Annotated in this window: 16 protein-coding genes; 2 read left to right on the plus strand and 14 right to left on the minus strand. The window is 33.6% G+C overall.

From position 1 onward, the window contains the following. Positions 1–90: 90 nt before the first annotated feature. Positions 91–627 carry a YceI family protein gene (locus tag ABD077_RS20255; RefSeq protein ID WP_343914050.1) on the minus strand — a complete coding sequence of 179 codons (537 nt, stop codon included), beginning with the start codon at positions 625–627 and terminating at the stop codon, positions 91–93. Positions 628–648: 21 nt separating this feature from the next. Next, on the minus strand, positions 649–1,017 hold the full coding sequence (locus ABD077_RS20260; RefSeq protein WP_343914051.1) for a hypothetical protein: 369 nt from the start codon (positions 1,015–1,017) through the stop codon (positions 649–651). Positions 1,018–1,142: 125 nt separating this feature from the next. Here ABD077_RS20260 and ABD077_RS20265 point away from each other — a divergent pair, with 125 nt between their 5' ends. Further along, on the plus strand, positions 1,143–1,526 hold the full coding sequence (locus ABD077_RS20265; RefSeq protein ID WP_343914052.1) for an OB-fold protein: 384 nt from the start codon (positions 1,143–1,145) through the stop codon (positions 1,524–1,526). A 34-nt stretch (positions 1,527–1,560) separates the two neighbouring features. Beyond that, positions 1,561–2,415, plus strand: coding sequence for a DUF5777 family beta-barrel protein (locus ABD077_RS20270; protein ID WP_343914053.1), 855 nt, complete (start codon positions 1,561–1,563; stop codon positions 2,413–2,415). Positions 2,416–2,484: 69 nt separating this feature from the next. Here ABD077_RS20270 and ABD077_RS20275 read toward each other — a convergent pair whose 3' ends face one another. The 12 genes from ABD077_RS20275 to ABD077_RS20330 form a co-directional block, all read right to left on the minus strand. After that, on the minus strand, positions 2,485–3,306 hold the full coding sequence (locus ABD077_RS20275) for a heparin lyase I family protein (protein ID WP_343914054.1): 822 nt from the start codon (positions 3,304–3,306) through the stop codon (positions 2,485–2,487). 13 nt (positions 3,307–3,319) lie between these two features. After that, positions 3,320–4,438 (minus strand): T9SS type A sorting domain-containing protein, encoded by a 1,119-nt coding sequence (locus ABD077_RS20280; RefSeq protein ID WP_343914055.1) that lies wholly within the window; start codon positions 4,436–4,438, stop codon positions 3,320–3,322. Positions 4,439–4,559: 121 nt separating this feature from the next. Further along, a complete protein-coding gene (locus ABD077_RS20285; RefSeq protein ID WP_343914056.1) occupies positions 4,560–5,909 on the minus strand; it encodes a T9SS type A sorting domain-containing protein in 1,350 nt (449 codons plus the stop codon). Positions 5,910–6,084: 175 nt separating this feature from the next. Next, positions 6,085–6,762: a bifunctional 4-hydroxy-2-oxoglutarate aldolase/2-dehydro-3-deoxy-phosphogluconate aldolase gene (locus tag ABD077_RS20290; RefSeq protein ID WP_343914057.1), complete on the minus strand. Its 678-nt coding sequence runs from the start codon at positions 6,760–6,762 to the stop codon at positions 6,085–6,087. Position 6,763: 1 nt separating this feature from the next. Then, entirely contained in the window at positions 6,764–7,768 is a 1,005-nt protein-coding gene (locus ABD077_RS20295) for a sugar kinase (RefSeq protein WP_343914058.1), read from the minus strand. A 21-nt stretch (positions 7,769–7,789) separates the two neighbouring features. Further along, the gene (locus ABD077_RS20300; protein ID WP_299607521.1) at positions 7,790–8,551 is read right to left on the minus strand and encodes an SDR family NAD(P)-dependent oxidoreductase; all 762 of its coding nucleotides are present in this window, start codon (positions 8,549–8,551) and stop codon (positions 7,790–7,792) included. Positions 8,552–8,594: 43 nt separating this feature from the next. Further along, positions 8,595–9,902 carry an MFS transporter gene (locus tag ABD077_RS20305; protein WP_343914059.1) on the minus strand — a complete coding sequence of 436 codons (1,308 nt, stop codon included), beginning with the start codon at positions 9,900–9,902 and terminating at the stop codon, positions 8,595–8,597. 3 nt (positions 9,903–9,905) lie between these two features. Continuing rightward, positions 9,906–10,274: a cupin domain-containing protein gene (locus ABD077_RS20310; RefSeq protein ID WP_219008159.1), complete on the minus strand. Its 369-nt coding sequence runs from the start codon at positions 10,272–10,274 to the stop codon at positions 9,906–9,908. A gap of 3 nt (positions 10,275–10,277) precedes the next feature. Further along, the gene (locus tag ABD077_RS20315) at positions 10,278–12,551 is read right to left on the minus strand and encodes a heparinase II/III domain-containing protein (protein ID WP_343914060.1); all 2,274 of its coding nucleotides are present in this window, start codon (positions 12,549–12,551) and stop codon (positions 10,278–10,280) included. Positions 12,552–12,579: 28 nt separating this feature from the next. Continuing rightward, positions 12,580–14,130 (minus strand): hypothetical protein, encoded by a 1,551-nt coding sequence (locus tag ABD077_RS20320; protein ID WP_343914061.1) that lies wholly within the window; start codon positions 14,128–14,130, stop codon positions 12,580–12,582. An 18-nt stretch (positions 14,131–14,148) separates the two neighbouring features. Continuing rightward, positions 14,149–16,566, minus strand: a complete 2,418-nt coding sequence (locus tag ABD077_RS20325) for a chondroitinase-B domain-containing protein (RefSeq protein WP_343914062.1) — start codon at positions 16,564–16,566, stop codon at positions 14,149–14,151. Further along, a complete protein-coding gene (locus ABD077_RS20330; RefSeq protein WP_343914063.1) occupies positions 16,566–18,089 on the minus strand; it encodes a RagB/SusD family nutrient uptake outer membrane protein in 1,524 nt (507 codons plus the stop codon). The genes ABD077_RS20325 and ABD077_RS20330 overlap by 1 nt, the downstream gene beginning before the upstream one ends. Positions 18,090–18,107: the final 18 nt, after the last annotated feature.

Here is an 18,107-nt window from a genome sequence, read left to right on the forward strand (position 1 = left end):
AAGCCTTTTTAAATGTAAAGATTTTGTCTTAAAATAAAAAGATAAAAAATAGATAAGAAATGCTATGGGGATATTAATGTAGTGAATTAACTATTTTTTTATCAAATTAAAATTTAAGGATACCGAGATATCATCTGCAATTTTTTTGCTAACGATACTAGGTATTTTAATATTGAAATCTTCTGGTTGTGTTATAAATGTTGATGAAATGGAAATATTATTGTCATTTTTTGTTAGTGTACCTTTTGTCTCGATTTCTTTCGATTTTCCGTGCAACGATAATGTTCCCTTAATGATGTATTCTTTTTGGATATTGTTTTTATCGAAATCAACCAATTTCCCTTTGAAGGTAGCTTTAGGATAATCATCGGATTCGATATAATTTTCATTAAAATGTTCTTCCATAAGGGCGTTTTTAAATCTAAAGCCTTTTATTAGAGCTAATGCCGCAATTTCACCATTATCGGTATTTAATATAGCTGTGACCGTAGAATTTGTTGCCTTAACTTCTTCGAAAGAGGGAACAGAAGCTTCAAAATTGATGACACCTTTTTTGGTTATGAATTTTCCCTGAGAAAAGGTGGATCCGGAAATTATTATAAGTAAAAAAAGTAAAATATTTTTCATGGGTATGTGTTTTTATAGTTTCTATTCTTCCAATAAACCGTCTGAATTCCACTGTAAAATGATATCAATAGTTGCTTGGGGCAGTCTTGGTCCACCTGCAGGCATCAAAAAACTAATATCTTCAGAAGATACTCTATCCAATAAGTTTCGATTATCTACTGCTTCTTTTACTTGTGTGAAATTTAACAAAGGCATTGGAGCAAAATTAATAGGAGGATCATTATGACACGCAATACAATTTGTGTCAATAATAGATTTCACGTTAGATTCATAAGTAACTAGAGTAACAGGTGGTGTTACATCCACTAAATCATCTTCGCTATCATTCTCGCAACTTATATGTAGAATTAATGTACAAAAGATAAAGAATTTAAGAAAATATACTTTCATAAGCGAGTTTTATATAAAGTTTTAGACGGTAGAAATTAGATCAAATTTCATTCATATGCAAAAATATGTTTCATTCGGAGGATAATTTTCATACTTTTAAAACAACTTAAGCATTATAATTCATTATGAAAAAGCTGATAATAGTTTTAGTCATTTTGGCTATAGGAGGGTTTTTAGGATACAAATATCTTTATCAATCTCATAGAAATATCGAAGAAGAAAAAGCTTCGTTTGAATTAGAGGCAATTAGTTTGGTAAAAGAGTTTTCTGATGATATGGAACAAGCGTCAAAGAAATATTTGAACAAAACAATTATTGTAAAAGGAGAGCTAACCGAAATAGAATCAAATTCTTTAATGCTTGCAAATGCTACCTATTGTACTTTTGATACGAATCATAATATCTCTAATGCTAATCTAAATTCAGTATATTCTGTAAAAGGAAGGTGTATTGGGTATGATGAACTATTAGAAGTCGTAAAACTTGATCAGGCATCCATTGTAAAATAGTAAAAACACTTATTCTTATTATAATATCGTCTTAATGAAAAAACTCATTTTAATTTTATTACTATTCCCTTATACTCTATTAGCCCAGGATGATTTGTTGAATGAATTGGAGTCTGATATACAAGAGGATAATTATGTTTCTTCTACTTTTAAAGGGTTAAAAATTGTCAATTTTGAATCTACAAAATTAGTTAATAAGAGAAATTTATTTTTTATTGTTGCGCATCGATTCGGTAGTGTAGAAAACGGAATTGATGATTTCTTTGGACTAGATCAAGCGGTTACTCAATTAAAGTTTATTTATGGTATCTCTGATGCTGTGAATATTGGAATTGCTCGAAGTTCATTTCAGAAAACATACGGAGGTCATATAAAGTATAGATTATTTAGACAAAAGAAAAATGGATTTCCATTGACAATCGTGGGATATAATTTGTTAACTATAAATACTGGTTTAGAAAAAGATCAGTTACCAAAATTAGAATTTAATAACAGATTGTCTTATGTTTCTCAAGTTTTGATCGCTAGGAAATTTGGAAAAAGGTTATCTCTAGAACTTGCGCCTTCTTATCTTCATGAAAATTTTGTAAGATTTGATGATCAGGATAATTCTCAATTTATTATGGGTGTTGGTGGTCGTTATAAACTTACAAAACGATTTAGCTTAAATGTAGATTATGGATATCATTTAAACAGAAGTAGTAGCTCTGCTTTTAAAAATCCACTGTCTATTGGTGTAGATATAGAAACTGGTGGTCACGTATTTCAATTACATTTTACAAATGCACAACCAATGTTTGAAAATGGGTTCTTAGGTCAGGCTTCTGGTGATTGGGGTGATGGAGACTTTTTCTTTGGTTTTAACCTAAGTAGAGTTTTTGATCTGTAATGTATAAGATTAGTCGAGCTATTTATTTTTGTGTAAAGTTTTATGAAGGTAATGCTCTGTTTTTTAGAATTATAATTCTGTGATTACAAAGTCAGCGAATAATATTTCTTCATCTCTAAGATCTTGTGAATTTTTTAGACTCCTATAGATCCCCCATTTAGGTCTGATGAAGTCGGCTTCTGTTTTCCACATTTTTAGATCATTGTTTTTATACGCTAATATGGTTTTACCTGTTTTTAGATTCTTAATGATTATAGAAAATTTAGCTTTTCCTTTTTCGTTATAAGTTACTGTTTCGATTACATCTACCCAATTACCTTTCAGCTCATCTAAATTTACCTTGGTTAGGGTGTTTTGAACCAAACCAGAGGAATATCGTAATTCTAAACGATCAACACTTCCTTTTCTGGCAGTTAATGTAATAAGAGGCATATCTTTATCCAATCCTCCTACAGCTTTTAGTTGATGTAAGTGAGTAAATCTCTTAGAAGGTTGAAAACCTTTATCCAGTTTAAATTTCCATCTGTATTCCACTGTTTCTCCCTGTATTCCTTTTAGATGATCAGGAGAAGATTTATAACTCTTAATTTCGTTACGTTGTCGATCGAACTTTTTGCAGCGATCATTATCTTCTGCTACATGTATTACAAATTTAAATACATGTTTCTGTAATTCTTTACTAAAAACCTCACTTATATGAGTGTCATTAAAACTAGAATGGTTATCACAATCACCCTTTTTTATTCCAGGTGCTTCAATAGGGTTGTAACCAGGAGCTAATTTAGCAGTAATAAGTTGATAGGTGTCTCCAGGTCCATCAGCACTAAGTGAAACTTGAGCATATGAGGTAGCATACAGGAAAAAGATGGATAGAATAACAATTGATCGCATGTTGAATTTGAGATTAGTTCATTTTTACAATTTTCTCCACAGAAAAGGTATTGGTTTTATAATCTATTAGTTTAATAAAGTAGAGTCCATTTGAAAGAGCAGTGATATCAAGTGTATCAGTTTTTAATATTCCACTTTTACGAACTAATTGTCCAGCTTGGTTAGTGATTACTATTTCATAATTACCAATGTTTTCTAAAAAATTAATATTTAAAGTGGAGTCTGCTGGATTTGGGAATACATCAAATAATTTTTTTTCAGAGACAGTTGGTATTGATAAAGTCGGATTTTCGGTAATGGAAAAGTTAGCGTATAACACTTCTTCATCTCTTAGATCCGAAGCAGAATTTAAACTTCTATAAATACCCCATTTAGGTCGTATAAAATCTGCATTTGTTTTCCACATTCTTAAATTAGAAGAAGAGTAGTTTAGAATTTCTGCACCGCTATCAATATTGGTAATAATAATGTTATAGGTGGAGTTCCCTGTTTCTCCATAAGTAACCGTTTCAATTACTTCTACCCAATTTCCTTTTAGTAATGAAAGATTTACTGTTGTTAGTGTAGATTGCGATGTTGTAGGTGCGTATCTTAGCTCTAATCGATCTTCACTTGCTTTCCTTGCAGTTAGAGTGATTAGTGGTTGACTTTCTTCTGCAGCATCAGCACCAACTGATTTTAATTGATGAAAATGGGTAAAACTACTAGAGGGCTGAAAATTAGCATCGATTTTAAACTTCCATTTGTATTGTACTGTTTCTCCTAATGTACCTTTTAGATTATCAGGTGATGGGGCGTATGTTTTGATTTCATTACGTTGTCTATCGGTAGTATTACATTTGTCACGATCAATATCTTCATCTACATGAAGAATAAACCTAAAAACATTAATTCCTAAATCAGAATCAAATAGCTCATCAATATGACGATTTCCATCCGTACCGACATAGGTAGAATGGTTATCGCAAGTACTTCCTGTAATTCCTGGAGCTTCAATCACGTTTCCGCTAGTAGGTGCAAGAACACTATTAATGAGTTCATATGTATTTCCAGGGCCGTTAGCATCTAACGTTACCTGGGCGGTTGTACTATAACTTACAATTAAACCAAAAATAAAAATAAAATGTTTCATTGATTACGGGGCGTTAAGTTATTGATTTTAATAATGATATCCCCACAAAAATGCGGGGATATCAAAAGATAGTAGTAAACTCAAATTTAAAATCAAACCATTATTTTGATTTTATGTGTTCTTATTTTTTTACGATTGCTTTGGTGATTTTTGCACCATCACCGTATATGTTTAGATAGTACAAACCAGCAGCAAAAGGTGTTAGATCAACAACATCTAAGTTTTCTTTTTTGTCCAATAAAATTTGTCCTGTAACATCCACAACTTCTAAAGATTGTATAATATCGTTTTTAGAATTTATGTTAATTACATTTGAAGTAGGATTAGGATAGAAAGAAATATCATCAGTCAATTCTTGTTCTGTTACAGATAACGTATTAAGTGATATATTGGGTTCACCATAAGTACTTAATGGAACAGTTGTTCCTGTTAATTCTATGGGAATGTTTCTTGCTTCGGTTGTACTAATTTGCCATTCTGGAAATGAGTTAGAGTTTAGACGTCCTGCCATCCAGTCCGTACCTCCGACATAACCTGTTGTTCCGTTAAATCTAGCTATATACATTGGATATTGTTCAAGAGTAACCACAGTTGATAAATTGTTATCATAGTTTAATAAAGCATCGTTTTCTGTAAGTAATTCAACAAAAATGATTTGACCATAGGCAAATTCTCCAACTTCTGGAGAAGTAATATCGTCATCATCAAGAATACTAACTGAATCATAAATTGTCCATGATAAATGATCAGCGCCAGGTGCAGCTGTTGAATCATCAATTATTCCATTTTCATCTGTGTCGATAATTAAATCCTTAGGGGATCCAGTAGTTGATTTAATTAACATATACGTACTACTCTGATCGTTTATAGTTCCATCATATCCAATGGAGTTAGTTACCGCTGTTACGCTTGTGAAATTATTTAAGGTATCTAAACTTCCATCCATAGGATCTAATTCATCATTCCAGACTGGTGTGCCTTCTAGTTCTACCGTTATAACATTAGCTCCAGATGCAGCCAAAGCATCCGCATATGGATTGATCATTTTTGTACCTTCTATATTAACTCCATTTTGATCAACAGAACCTGTTTCAAACGTCATATTTGCAACAATAGCTAGTATTCCGTTGCTTCCAAAAGATAGGCCACTTAAGTTTATAGCATCTCTTACTTTTCCAATATTATTTCCCACATCGCTATCATCTCCATCACCATCTACAACTATAAAATAAACACCATCATCAATAACAGCATTTGGTGTTCCTCTGAATTCAAAATATTCAAAGGTGTCATCAGCATCAAACTTGTGATCAGCTATATTGCTATTATCTGTATGGTTTACTAGAGTAGAAGAGGAGTTCGGCGGACTAGCAACTATTTCATTAATAAAATAAGTGCTGTTATCATATGTTTGAGCTTGCGCTACGCAAAAACTTCCTAAACATGTTAATAATAGTATTGCTTTTTTCATAATTATTTCGTTTGAAAATTAGTGAGACTTTATTTGGTCAACCAAATTGGTTAACCAAATATATAGATTATTTTTATTTAAGACAATTTTTGTGAAAAATTATTTAATTTAATTGTTTTTGTATTAATTTGATATTTTGAAAGAGGGTTTAGTTATAATGTCAAAATTGAGGTTGCTAGATGTGATTTCGTAGGTCTTTTACAATGTTTATTGAGTTTTTAGTAAGCTCTGTGATCTTGTCATAATCTAGGTTTCCATTCTTATCTTTTGCGATTAGTTTAGATCCCATACCAACACAATGTACTCCAGCATTAAACCAATCGGTTAAATTTTCTTTTTCTGGAGTTACACCACCACTTGGCATAATACTAGTCCATGGACATGGAGCTTTTATACTTTTTACAAAATCGGCTCCTCCGATTTGAGCAGCGGGAAATATTTTTACGATTTCTGCTCCCAGTTCTTCAGCATAGTTAATTTCTGTAAGAGTGGCACATCCAGGTAGCCATGCAACTTTTCTGCGATTACAGACTTTGGCTATTTCTTTATTTAAGATTGGAGAAACAATAAAGTTAGCTCCTTTTTGAATGAATAAAGAAGTGGTGCCAGGATCTACAATAGATCCAACACCTAAAACCATACCAGGTAGTTCTTTTTGTATCCATTTGGCAACTTCGCCGAAGATATCTTGAGCATGATCACCTCTATTTGTAAATTCAAAAACACGTGCACCTCCATCATAACAAGCTTTGATAACTTGTTTTACAATATTAATATCTTCATGATAGAATAAAGGTACTATACCTGTATCCTTTGTTATTTGCGCTACTTCGATTCGTGTATAATCTGCCATATTATCTTTTTATACGTCCTGATAAGTTTCCTTCAATTATATGTAATACTTCGGCTTCTGAAACCAGATTTGCATCTCCTTCTATAGTGTGCTTTAAAGCACAAGCAGCGTTGGCAAATTGTAAAGCTTTTTGATTATCATAATGCATTAGACCATGAATTAATCCTGCAGCATAAGCATCACCTGTTCCGATTCTATCAACAACATGAGTTATTTCTAGTTCATTAGTTTCATAAAAATCGACACCATTCCATAGGCGCGCTTTAATTTTATGCCAACTAGCATTTAGGGATACTCTTGTTTTATCAAAAACACCTTTTATATTCGGATACTTTTGGATAAGAAGCTTGCTTGCTTGGATAAAATCTTCATTTTCGTAGGAAAAACTGGTATCTAGTAATTCATTAATTTCATTAGGTCCGCCAATGAATACGTTTGATAATTCTACTAATTGATTAAGAATATCTTTTGCCTTGTGCCCATAATTCCAAAGTCCACTGCGATAAGCTGGATCTGCGGAAATGGTAATTCCTTTTTGGTTAGCAATCTCTAATCCTTTTTGCAAAGCTTTGTATGCATTTAAGGAAAGGGCAGGAGTAATACCTGTCCAATGAAACCAATCACAATCTTCAAGAGCTTTTTCCCAATTAATAGCATCTGGATCAATATGACAGAAAGCAGAATTAGAACGATTATATGCAATCGTACTTGATCTCATGACCGCACCAACCTCCAGGAAATAAAGTCCCAGAGGATGATACGAGTCAATAATCAAACCAGTATCTACTCCCAGTTTCTGCAAGTAGCTCTTTACTGCGTCACCAACAAAATCATTGGATACTGCAGTGATATGTTTAGTATTATTTCCGAACTGTGCCAGGGAAATGGCGACATTGGCTTCGGTTCCACCAAAGTAGTATTCTAATTGGTTAGATTGTTTTAATTTTCTGTTTCCCAAAGGAGCAATACGCATTAAAACTTCTCCAAAGGTTACTACTTTTTTCATTTTATATTTTTCAGGATGTTATTAAATACCTAGTGCTTGTCCACCTCCGATTTGGATAGTCTCGGCAGTTATAAACGCTGCACTATCACTTGCTAAGAACGAAACAACAGAAGCTACATCTTCTGGTTGTCCTAGTCTTCCTAGCATTATATTGTTTGCCCAAGACTTAAAAACTTCAGGTTTAGTAGATTTAATTTGTTTATGGAAATCAGTGTCAATTGTACCAGGGGATACTGCATTAACTCTAATTCCATACTCGGCTAAATCCTTTGCTAATCCTCTTGTAATTGCATGAACTGCAGCTTTAGAAGTTCCATAAATTCCTGCTCCTGGTCCTCCAGCAGTCCATCCAGCATTGGATGTATAGTTGATAATAGAAGATCCTTCTGCTTTTTTGAGAAATGGGATGGCAGCTCTTGATGCAAAAAATGTAGAATCAAGATTTAATGCCATTACGAATCTGTAAAACTCTGTGGTCATTTCTTCAAATCTAGATCTACCACCTAGTCCACCAGCGTTATTTACTAATACGTCTATTTTACCATATTTCTCACCGATCGCAGTAATATTTGATGTAACAGCTTCTTCATTAGTGACATCAAATCCATAATATTCTGCAGTGATTCCTTGTGCTGTAAGTTCTTTAACTCTTTCAGCTCCTTTTTCATCTTCGATACCATTTAAAATCACGGTATATCCATCTTTTCCTAATCTTTCTGCAACTGCAAAACCTATTCCACCAGTTGCACCTGTTACTACAGCAACTTTTTCTTTTAAACTCATTTTTTAAATTTTATTTATGTTGATTAATTTTAATTCTTATTAATTAGCCCTTTACCTTTACTGGTTCAACTTTTGGTATAAGCACCCATACAGAAAAAACTACGATGGCTACGAGTGCAGCTCCGATCAGAAATACAAAGGAGTATTTGTCTATTGGTAATTTATTTCCGATGTACCATGTTAAAACTGCTGCTGCGAATTTTGCAGACATTCCTGCTAAGCCAGATAAAGTTCCTACCGATTTTCCGTTGTATAAATCACTTGGTAGTGTCTGGATATTACCAATTGCAGTTTGAAAACCAAATAGAATAACTGCCATAATGAGTACAGCAATTAGTGGGCTACCAGGATTACTTAGAGAGAGTAAAGCTGGAAGCATAATAGCACATCCAATAGCTATAGTTGTTTTTCTAACTTTGTTGGTACTCCAGCCTTTAGCAAAAAATGATTTAGCTATTAATCCACCAAACCAAGCTCCTATCATGGCTCCAAGGAAAGGAACCCAACCTAATTTGGTGATTCCTGCGATATCCATTTCAAAAACATTAACCAAATAATTAGGTATCCAGATTACAAAAATCCACCAAATTGGGTCAATAGCTGCTGAGGCTATAATAACTCCCCAGCTCTGTTTGTTTTTTAAAAGCTTGCCGTAACTTAAACTCTTCTCTTCTGTACCTTCACTAGAATTTGATTCATTCTTTTGTCCATCGATAATTAATTTTTTTTCTTTATTAGTTATCCAAGGGTGTTTTTTTGGCGAGGTTTTTACATAAACAAACCAAGGAATTAGCCAAACAAATCCTAGAATAGCAATAATTAAAAAGACAAATTGCCAATGTAATTGTTGTGCTAAAAGTCCTATAAGAGGGATGGAGATTAACGCTCCAAAAGACGCTCCAAAGTTAAAGATTCCTTGAGCAACTGCTCTTTCATTTGTGGGGAACCATTCAGCATTTCCTTTTGCTGCTCCAGGCCAATTACCAGCTTCTGACAATCCTAATAACATTCTTACTAAAGTGAAGCCTAAAAAACCTCTCACTATAGCATGTAAACCAGTGGCTAATGACCAAAAACCGATAGAAATGGCAAAACCTAATCGGGTACCAACTTTATCAAAAATTCTTCCAAATAGCGCTTGTCCTAATGCATAGGCGATAATGAAATAAAAACCAATATCACCATATACTTTTTTGCGTCCTTCTTGGTCCAAATCAGGATAAAGCTCATCGGCAATACCACCTTCAGTTTCCCATAAAACAGAGAAAGCTTGTCTGTCTATGTAGTTGATAACTGCTGCTAAGGCAATCAAACCTATAACCCACCAGCGTAATCCTTGTACCTTTTTCATCAATTATTTCTTTTTGAAGTCAATTTCTAAAAAGTCTTCTCTTATTGGGCTGAAAACATCAATTAATACTCCAGCTTCTAAACAAACTGCTCCATGAGAAACATTAGGAGGGATGAAAAAACCATCTCCTGCATTTAATATTTTCTTCTCATCTCCAATTGTCACTTCAAAACTTCCTGATTCCACGTAGGTAGTTTGTGAATGAAAATGGTCGTGGATGTATCCTATAGCTCCTTTTTCGAATGCTACTTTTACCATCATGATGTTTACATCATACCCAATCATCTGACGTGTAATTCCTTCTGCTGCTTGCTCCCAAGGTTTGTCTTTTGTTACAAAAAATACTTCGCTTTTTATTTTAGAATAGCTCATTGTTTAGTTGGTTTTTAAATTATAATTTCCTGTCCATTGAAATTCTTGATCTTCAACGGTTACTGTATGTTTTTTGTGTGGATCGTGATTGTTATTCACTATTGCTAGCGTATAGTTTTCATTATTATTGAATATTGCTTTTACTATGGTATAGTTTTCATCTGAAAATAATAATTGAATGTGTTTAACACGAGAATGCGGATTCTGAACAGATTCTAACTTGGGGTCAAAATTTCCGTGCGGCTCAATAATATTTACGAAAACATGGTCTTTTTTATCATTTTCGCGCAACATATAGGAAGCATCATTTCTGAGATTAAATTCGGGATCGTTAGCTCCTAATATGGAAAAAACCATTTTACTATCCTCAGAAACAAGACTCGAGATAGAGTAGAAGCGGTTCTTATTAAGCCAGGTAAATGTGGCTAGGTTATGATCACTTTTACCTTCAGCAAGTTTCCATAAATGTTGATATCCGTTTTTTGTGCCAAGTGGTGATAATGTATTTGCTTTGAGATACTCAAAATTAGTTTCCATTAAATGTCCTTGATACATAAAATTAAGATCATATTGATGCTTGTTAGCAGAAGAGATTCGATACACATCGATTACAAAAGGAGGTTGTTCTGAATTCTTACCTTCTACTAAAGCAATTGTTCTTTGCATAGCTATGTCATCATATGCGTTTTCTTCTTTAGCACTAACAATTTGAAGATCTTTATTTCTTACATTAGAAAATAATAGTTTAGGACTTACCTCGCTGGAAGCTTTAACATTTGCTCCAAATTGCGATGTTTCATCTACAGTAACCGTATTATGAGCGATTGTTTGTTTTGCCCAAGTTTTGTTTTCTGGTAAATAGCGACCTCCTTGCTTAGATTCTACATTTAAGAATCTTGCAGCACCATAATCTTGAATGATTTCTTGTTTGCCATCATAAAGGAATAATGAAAGTCGATCAAAATGTCCATGTCCCATACCTTGCGATGCAAACTTAAAGACCGTAGTAAGCTTTTCATTACGTTGTAAGTTTGGCATACGCAACAATGCTAATCCACCATCATTTCCATCTTTACCGTCCGTAATAAGTAGTGATTTTTTTTCATATTCTCTAGCATTGAAATTCTGAAGTGCTTTTGCAACAGAAAGCCCTGCCCCAGATATACTTACTTTATTATGCTCATGGGTAATAGGCAGTAGCGAACTATCATTATAGTAGGCATAAGCAATATTGCTGGCGAATATCAATTCACTGGTTAAATAGTTTTTTTCTTTTAATGCATCATTAAAAGGGAAAAAAGCGCCATTTTCATCAGTAAGTTGCAATACTGTGGTTACAGCTTTGCCTAATAATTGATCTCGGTATTCGAAGATTTTAAGATCAGGTTGGTTGCGTTGGATAGCTTGCCCGAAAAGCATAAAGGGCATCATAGCGTATCTCTGATAATAAGGTCCTTCAGAATAATATCCTTCTGGAGAAAAAAGCATGTCTATTTGTTTAAGAAAACCGGTTTTCTTGTCCTTATTACTTCCGTACAGAGCACGGTCTACCATATCCTGGTCTTTGAGAACATATCCCGTCATACCTACGCCCGCTACTGCCCAGGTTCCATGATTATGAATTTTATTAAAGGTTTTTTTGGAATCTACACTTATAAATTCAGCTACTTTTCTGAAGACATTGTTTTCTATTGTTTTTTTATCTTCTGGAGAAATAGCATCACTTACCAAATTGTAAGCTTGAATAGTATTAACTAACCATACACTTTCGTTTAGTCCTTGCCAAAATAACTTTCCGGCAGGATGATTTTCTTTTCTTTTTGGATGCAATGGTAACTGAGGATACATATCTGCATAAGCAAGCAACATATTGGTAACAAACTCAGAATACTTGCTGTCTCGAGTAATCATATATGCAATTCCTGCGGCATACATTTCTCCATAATTGCGCTTGTGTTTTTCATGAGAATAACCACCGCCTGGATCTTTTGGTACGGGAACTTCTATTCCATTTACGATTGCTTTATCAGCCTTTGTTTTTTGTTCTTCAAATGAATTATTTAAAATCTCATTTGAGTTTAATAATTCTTTTATTTCATTGGCTTCCGAATTAGATAAAGAAAGTACGGGTTTTTGATTTTTAGTTTCTGTTTTTACTTCAGCTTTAGCATCTGTTTTTAGTTCTGATTTACAGCTAAAATTGAGGATGCATAGGGTTAGGGCTAGACAAAGAATGTCTAACCTTAACCGTATAATATGTGAAGGTGATAGGATCATTATTAATATTATATAAAAAGTTTATTGTCTATTGGGCATTCCAGAAGTTTGTAGTAGAATTTGTATCAGTCCAGTTTACCGCTCCAAATTCTGTAAGCACTTTATCAGTAATAATAAACCAGTCATATTCTCCACTCTTTATTTCTGGAACAGAAGATGATGAGGTAGGGGTTAATCTAAACTGGATATCAGCGGGATTTCCACCAATAATAAACCTGTTGTCTATAGGATTATTTAATTCTACAGCGATTAATAACCATTCTCCATTTGTATTTCTGAAATTACTCGTAATTTCTCTTCTATCACTATTACCCATATGAAAACGCATTGAAGCCTTTTCATTAGTTCTCATAAAAAAGTGTAATACAGGGGTACCATTAAAATTATTGCCATCATACATGTTTGCAAGTTTGTCAAGTTCTTCTGGATTTACAACTTCATCTACACTACCTTCTGATAGCCCACTACTGCTTCGCTGGATGTAATTAACACGATAATAGCTGTTACCGAAAGGAAATGTTTCAGTTCCTCCATTTATTCTAAAAATAGGTTGTTCTAATGGATCAGTTACTTCTTCGTGTGTTACAGTATCATCCCTATCTGTTCTTAAATTCCAAAAATCAATAGGAGTACTATCCATATCAAACATTTCTACATATTCACCATTGATATAAGGGATATTAAATATTGTTTGACGATCTTCAGTATCTGTAATAACTACTTCAGCAATACCTGTTGGTATCTCCGGAGGAACCATAAAGTTTAATTCGCTTTCTTCTTTCTTTGTAATTTCTACTTCAATACTATTCACCGTAACCGAATTAGTAAATTCCATATTACTACCTTTTATAATTACTGTATTGTCTCTAGTCATTATTCTCGGAGTAGCACTTGCCTCTGGAGTAGGGATGTTTACCAAAAATGCAGGACTTAATGATTCTGTAATAATCCCGTTACTACTATTATATGAGAAAGTAACTTCAACAGAATCTAGTGTTCCTGGGTTTGGCACTATTATAGCAATGGCATCTTCACTTTGGAAAGCGATAGTTGCTTCGACATCACCAAAAGTAATCGCAGTTATTAAATTTACAGCGTTTCCTTCAATGACAAGTACATCGTTTGCAGTAGCTTCTGTGGCTAAAGTCGTTGTGATAGATGGTGTTGGAAAATTTACGCTTACTACATCGGTAGAGGTCGCAGTGAATTCTAAATTATCTTGTCCTTGTCTTGCTAGATCATTGATAAGCATTATATTTCCTGTTGAAGGTGCATCTAGGGAAACTCTTAATAGAATTTGAGTATCACTAACTCTACTAGCAATTTCCGTTTCTACGTCTCCTATAAAAGCTCTATCTACGAATTGAAGAAATTCTCCTTCTACAAGAATAGTTTCGGTAACATTAACACTTGTCGGAGAAAAACCTGTAATTATTGGAGTTGCAGACTCAATTTCTTCCACAGTTTGATCTACTTCTACATCCGCATCACAAGATGAGGATATAACGAATATCAACATTAAACAGAAAACTAGCAGACCTGCCAATATTCTCTTAAAAGATGCTTCATAATTTTTCATAATTCTTTGGTGTTAATTTTATTTTTTAATTTCCCATTTCAGTCCGATAGTCTGTGCCTTAATTAAAGGAGACTTCTCACTTGGAATGAAGTTTTCTTTGTCTTCCCATTTCGGGTTTTTATAGAATACATCTTTTGCAGATGCTCCTTTTGTTGCTTTTACCGTTCCGCAATCAAAAATGACACAGTTAGTAATCACATTTTTATTTCCTTTTAAGCTTACGGGGTTTATTACTTTATAGCTTTTTTCGAATACTGAATTTTTAATAGCTACGGTAACAATCCCTTTAGTTCTTAAGACCGTTCCTTTTTCAATATTTCCTACATTACTAAATACAGAATTATCAATAAGAAGTTTACCTCCTAGAGTAGATTCATCGTTACCACCTCGGAAATAATTTAGGGCCCATTGATCGATATCTTTAAAAATTGTGTTTTTTATGATAACTACTTGAGCACTATATCTGCCTAAATTATCTTTTTCTTCACCTAGGTTGATACCTCTGTAGGCATTTTCAATTCTTGAATTAACGATACTTATAGAATCGGCAAAAGTTCCTTTGTATCCTTTAAAAATACTACCACCATTTTTGTTTTTGAAACCTTTAATGTGACAGTTATTAATAAATACCGAGTAAGGATCGGAAATTCCTTTGTCAGGAGAAACTACTGCATATTTTATTGGCATATTCGATGTAGCGTTTATCTCAATGTTATCTATTCTTAAAGATTTTCCACCTTCTACTCTAAAGAAATAGGTAGGTTTTTTTTCTAAACCTTCTTGTATCTTTAAAATTGGTTTTGGTTCTTTTGCGCTTCCTTGTATGGTAACACTATTTGATATTTTTATACCTTTTTCTAGAGTGTATGTTCCTGATTTTAGTTTCAGAATACTTCCATCTGGTGCTTTTTTTAATGCTTTACGCAATGTCCCAATACCCGGTTCTGCTTGGATAACTTCTGCAATGACTTCTGTTTTTTGAGGAGTTACTTTAGAGTCCCATGAAGTTCCACTTTTTAATAGCAGTGCTTTTGGGTATTTTTTATTCCCCAAGTTAAATGCACCAGCAACAAATGTTGTTCTTTTAGTTCCAGTAATATCCAATCTAGTTGGTTTACCTTCAACTTTAGAATTCTTTATAAGTGCTTCGTTTTCCACTTTAGGTATATAAAGAATGTTATCTAAAGTATCCCAATTTACCTTTGCTTTAGTAAAGCCCTTTTTATCGAAATTGTCTTTAGTATCCAAAATATTTCCATAAAACTTGAATCCGTCTAAAGCATCATAAACAGAAGCTACTTTTCCGTTGTTGGTATTGAAAATTAAATTGTTCGCAAAAACCGTGTTTTCTGGCGCTAATGATCTTTCGTCATCTTTACCAGCGCAGAATTGAATAGGAGAACAATTAATAATCGTATTATTTACAATACTTACATCCTTAACTTGATGATAACGATTAGCAGGACTGTTTGGGACTCCATTCATTACTACAATGGGACCTCTAAAACCATCGCCAGTTAAATTCATCATTAGATTATTTCTAATCATATGTCCTGCATTAATCACTCGAATTCCTCCGGTATGTGGTTTTTGATTCCCGATAAAGACATTACTTTCGATTAAACATCTATTACCGTGTCTTAGTGTTAAAACTCCTTCACTTTCTAGGAACAGATTATTTCTGTATACATTATGACAGGATTTGTTAGATATAATTTCTACTTCTCCATTACATTTTTCAAATACATTGTCTTCTACAATTGTTCTGGATGATAACAAAGAATTTTTGCTAGTTCCGATTCTGATAGTTTCACCACCATTAAATCCTAAGGGAGGTCTTTCTCCAAAATAGTTATGATCAATTCTATGATTGTTGTCAATGTGTTTTTCACCTTTTAACCAAACAACTAGGGTAGTACCAGAATGAGTTTTACCGGTAAAATAATTGTGATCTACACGATTGTTTTTACCCCAAACACTAATCCATTTATAATCAATAGATTTCGATCTAGGGTTAAAATATGTAATAGCACAATCTGTTAATCTAGAGTGATTAGCAAATTCCTTTGAATTTACTCTAAAGGAGATAACTGACTTACCCGAGGAGTATCCATTTTTAAACCAAAGTCCTTTGATTATTAGATGCTCTCCAGCCATTTTTAGGCTAGAATCACCAGTAATAAGAACTTTGCCCGATTCTTCAGCTTCAATAGTTATTGGGTTTTCAGAGGTTCCTATTCCTTTTACCACTAGTTTTACATCTTTCCATTCTCCATTTTTGAGTATGATACGATCACCTGCATTTACAGATTTAATGGCTTCATTAAACTCATCTATAGTAGCAACTTTAATCTCGTTAGCAAGACTAGATAACCCTACAAAAAGCAGTAGCAGAGAAATTATAGTAGTAATTGTATGTTTTTTAGTTATCATCATTAATAACCTATGTTTTGAGCTAAATTAGGGTTCAAATCAATCTCTCTTTGCGGTATAGGTAGTAATAATTGAAAACTTGAGATGGGTCCAGCACCACGATCTGGATTATCTGGATCATTATATGCAAATTCTGTACTAAAATGCGTATTTAATACTGTCATTGCTCTTCCAGTTCTTAATAAGTCAAATAGTCTATGATTTTCGAATGCGAATTCTACACGACGTTCTTGTTCTAATGCTAGTCTAAAAGCAAATGTAGAAGGAGTGTCTGATTCCGTTAAAGGAGCTAATCCAGCACGTACACGAACTTTATTTAACTCTGTTAGTGCTTCCATAATTCCTCTAGCATCTACATAAGCTTCTGATAACATTAAGAGTACATCGGCATATCTTGTTACAGGAAAGTCCACGGGTCCATCTTCTACCGCGGATGCAGATGCAGGATTATACTTTAGTACATATTTATCCAATCTAAATTCATCATCCTCTGGGCCATCACCATTTTCTATAGTAAATCCATCTGCCATAGAACTTGCTTTTCTAACATCATCAGTTTCATAGGCGTCAGACATATCTTGTGAAGGAATATTACGACCATCTCCGTCTCCAAATACTCCTAATATAGATCCGGTACTACGAACAGGTGCGAATAGATTAGGGAATATAGAACCTAAACCAACCAAACCTGTTTCATAACGAACGGAAAATATAACTTCTTCGTTTACTTCATTATTCTCATCAAATAATAGGTCGTAACTACTAACCAAATCTCGATCACTTTGATCCCTTACGTACTCTAATTGTGTAATAGCTGCTTCTACGTCTTTTTCTGGGGCAGTTAGATAAACTTTACCTAATATAGTTCTTGCAGCAATACTAGTAGCTCTTCCAAAATCTGATGCATCATAAGACTCTGGTAAAAGAGATACAGCGTCTAATAAATCTTGGATGATAAAGTCATATACCTCTGTTTGTGCCTGTCTAGCTAATTGTTGTCCTTCTTCTCCAATAACAATTTGATCAGAAATAATAATACTACCATATAATCGGGTAAGGTTGAAATGTAATAAAGCTCTTATAAATTTAGCTTCTCCCTCATATTGGTTTCGCAAATTTTCATCTGCTGCAACATCTAAGTTTGCAATAATTCTATTGGCTAAAGCGATTGCCTTATAACAAGCGGCGTAATATTCTTGGTTTAATGTGTTATTTGTTTCTACTTGAAATCTATCAAGAGTGAAGTTTTGAAAATTAGATTCAGGAGAAGCATCAGGATCAGTAAAGGTATTGTCACTTCGTTGTTCGGTGACGCTCCATTCTACTGCAAGAACCTCATAAAGCCCTGAATAAGTTGCGATTACACCTCTATTTAGTTCTTCCTGATTAGCGTAGAAATTAGAGTCTGTTCTAAAAGAAATCACTTCTTCCTCTAAATCACAAGATAACATAAAGAATGTGATAGCAAACAGTAAGTAAATCTTAGGACTTACGTTTTTATTTCGGAATTTTAAAATATGTTTCATTGTATATCTATTATTTTA

Origin of the sequence: Aquimarina litoralis, from assembly GCF_039523995.1 — a bacterium.
In the GTDB taxonomy this organism is placed as follows: domain Bacteria; phylum Bacteroidota; class Bacteroidia; order Flavobacteriales; family Flavobacteriaceae; genus Aquimarina; species Aquimarina litoralis.